This is a genomic window from Micromonospora sp. NPDC005197, from assembly GCF_040608295.1.
Lineage (GTDB): Bacteria > Actinomycetota > Actinomycetes > Mycobacteriales > Micromonosporaceae > Micromonospora.
Window position 1 is genome coordinate 1 of record NZ_JBEXHY010000254.1, and the last position, 2,500, is coordinate 2,500.

A 2,500-nucleotide genomic window follows, 5' to 3' on the forward strand; every position below is an offset into this window, starting at 1 on the left:
GCACCAGCCGCGAGGCGTGGTGCGGGGGCCCTTTTCGACCGCTGTCGACCTCGTGGGCCGCTCGATGTGGTGAAGGACTCAGACCGGCCGTCGGGACCGCGGCGGTCGCCATCCGCCCCGGGTGCGAGGATGAGGGCCGGCAGTGTCGCCGGGCCCGCCCTCGCCCTTGCGGAAGGATCTTCAATACCGTGGCTGACGCACCGATCATCCGGATTCCCGACGAGATCAAGCCCGCCGACGGACGTTTCGGCTGCGGCCCGTCCAAGGTCCGTCCGGCGGCCGTGTCCGCGCTCGCCGAGGTGGCGACCAGCTACCTGGGCACGTCGCACCGGCAGAAGACGGTCCGCGACCAGGTGGCCCGACTGCGCTCCGGCATCGCCGAGTTCTTCTCGCTGCCCGAGGGCTACGAGGTCGTGATCGGCAACGGCGGCACCACCGCGTTCTGGGAGGTCGCCACCTTCGGCCTCGTCCGCGACCGTGCGCAGTTCGCCAGCTTCGGCGAGTTCGGCGCGAAGTTCGCCAAGTCGGTCTCCGACGCTCCGTTCCTGGGTGAGCCGACCGTCCGCAAGGCCGCGGCGGGCAGCGCGCCGACCCTGGTCGCCGAGGCCGGCGTGGACGTGTACGCGACGCCGCACAACGAGACCTCGACCGGCGTGGCCGTGCCGATCAACCGGGTCGCCGGTGCGGACGAGGGGTCGCTGCTCCTGGTCGACGCCACCTCGGGCGCGGGCGGCCTGGAGGTCAACGTCGGCGAGACCGACGTCTACTACTTCGCGCCGCAGAAGTGCTTCGGCTCCGACGGCGGCCTCTGGCTGGCCCTGATGTCGCCGGCCGCGTTGGACCGGGCCGCCGAGATCAAGGCGTCGGGGCGTTACATCCCAGCCTTCCTGGACCTGGTGACCGCGATCGACAACTCGCGGCTGGAGCAGACGTACAACACCCCGGCGCTGGCCACCATCTTCCTCGCGGCCGAGCAGACCGACTGGATGAACGCGCAGGGTGGTCTGGCCTGGGCGGCCAAGCGCACGGCGGAGAGCGCCGCGACGGTGTACGGCTGGGCGGAGCGGTCCTCGGTGGCCACCCCGTTCGTCACCGACCCGGCGCTGCGGTCCAACGTGGTCGCGACCATCGACTTCGCCGACGGGGTGGACGCCACCGCGATCGCCAAGGCGCTGCGCGCCAACGGCATCGTCGACACCGAGCCGTACCGCAAGCTCGGCCGCAACCAGTTGCGGGTGGCGCTGTTCCCGGCCGTCGAGCCGGCTGATGTCGAGGCGCTGACCGCGTCGATCGACTACGTCGTCGAGCGCCTCTGAGCATCGTCACGGTGGGTGTCCGTCGGGGCCTCGATGGACACCCACCGTGATCATCGCCGCAGCTCAGTCGCGACATGCGGGGTGTCGCTTCCCCCACCCCGAGACAGATGCGCGTACGGTGGTCCGAGACGCCTGGGTGGCCGACTCGTGGCGTGCGGCCAGCGAAGCGGGACGGAGGCAACGCTATGCGCCCAGTACGCTTCGTCGCCCTTTCCGAGGACGGCCAGGCGCTGGTGCTCGCCGACGAGGTCGGGCGACTCCTCGCCCTGCCGATCGACGAACGCATCGCCGGCGTGATGCACCCCGAGCCGGGTGCCCCGCCGCTCGCGGTGGCACCGAGCACCGTCGACCCGACTCCCTCACTGTCTCCCCGGGACATCCAGGCCCGCATCCGCTCCGGTGAGTCCGCCGAGGACGTCGCCCGGATCGCCGGGGTGCCGGTCGACCGCGTGCTGCGCTACGCCGGCCCGGTGCTCCAGGAACGGGCGATGCTCGCCCAGCACGCCCGTCGCACCCGACTCAAGGGCGCGGAGAAGCCCACCCCGCTCGCCGAGGTGGTCAACGGCCGACTGAGCCAGCACGGCATCGACACCGAGAAGATCTCCTGGGACGCGTACCGGCGCGACGACGGCACCTGGCGGATCATCGCCACCTGGCCGTCCGGCAAGGCCACCGCGCAGGCCATCTGGGACATGGACAAGGCCCGGCAGGTGGTTACCCCGCACGACGACATGGCGCAGTACCTGTGCGCCGAGCGGCCCACGCCGATCCTCGGCCAGGAGCCGGCGCCGGAGCGGGGCGGGCACGCCCTGCCTGGTCCGTCGCGTGGCGAGCCGAGCCGTGGTGGGCACGGGCTGCCGGCCGCGTCCGAACACCCGCGCCCTGGTCGGGATCCGATTCGGGCCGGCCGGGACGCGCTGCTCGCTTCACTGGACCGTCCGCTCGGCGGCTCGTCGGGTCGCGGCCTTGAGCCGCGTACCCCGGCCGCTCTGGCCGGGTCGGACGCGCCCCGGCAGCGGCCGGTCGGCGGCGGCGCTGCCGCGCTGCTCGGCGGTGGCCAGGGCTCGGCCTTCGACGACGACTCGGACGCGCCCAAGGAGGTCCCGGCCGTTCCGTCGCTGGCGGTGCTGCGGCGAGTCCGGTGTGGAACGCGGCCAGGGACAGCCGCCACGGGTCACCGGGGA

2 protein-coding genes are annotated in these 2,500 nt (G+C 72.8%); both read left to right on the top strand.

Annotated elements, in window-relative coordinates:
* Window positions 1-188: 188 nt before the first annotated feature.
* Entirely contained in the window at window positions 189-1,316 is a 1,128-nt protein-coding gene (gene serC, locus ABZU46_RS31590) for a phosphoserine transaminase (RefSeq protein ID WP_354863351.1), read from the top strand.
* A 185-nt stretch (window positions 1,317-1,501) separates the two neighbouring features.
* Window positions 1,502-2,500, top strand: a 999-nt coding sequence (gene sepH, locus ABZU46_RS31595; protein ID WP_354863352.1) for a septation protein SepH, incomplete at its 3' end; no start/stop codon positions are given.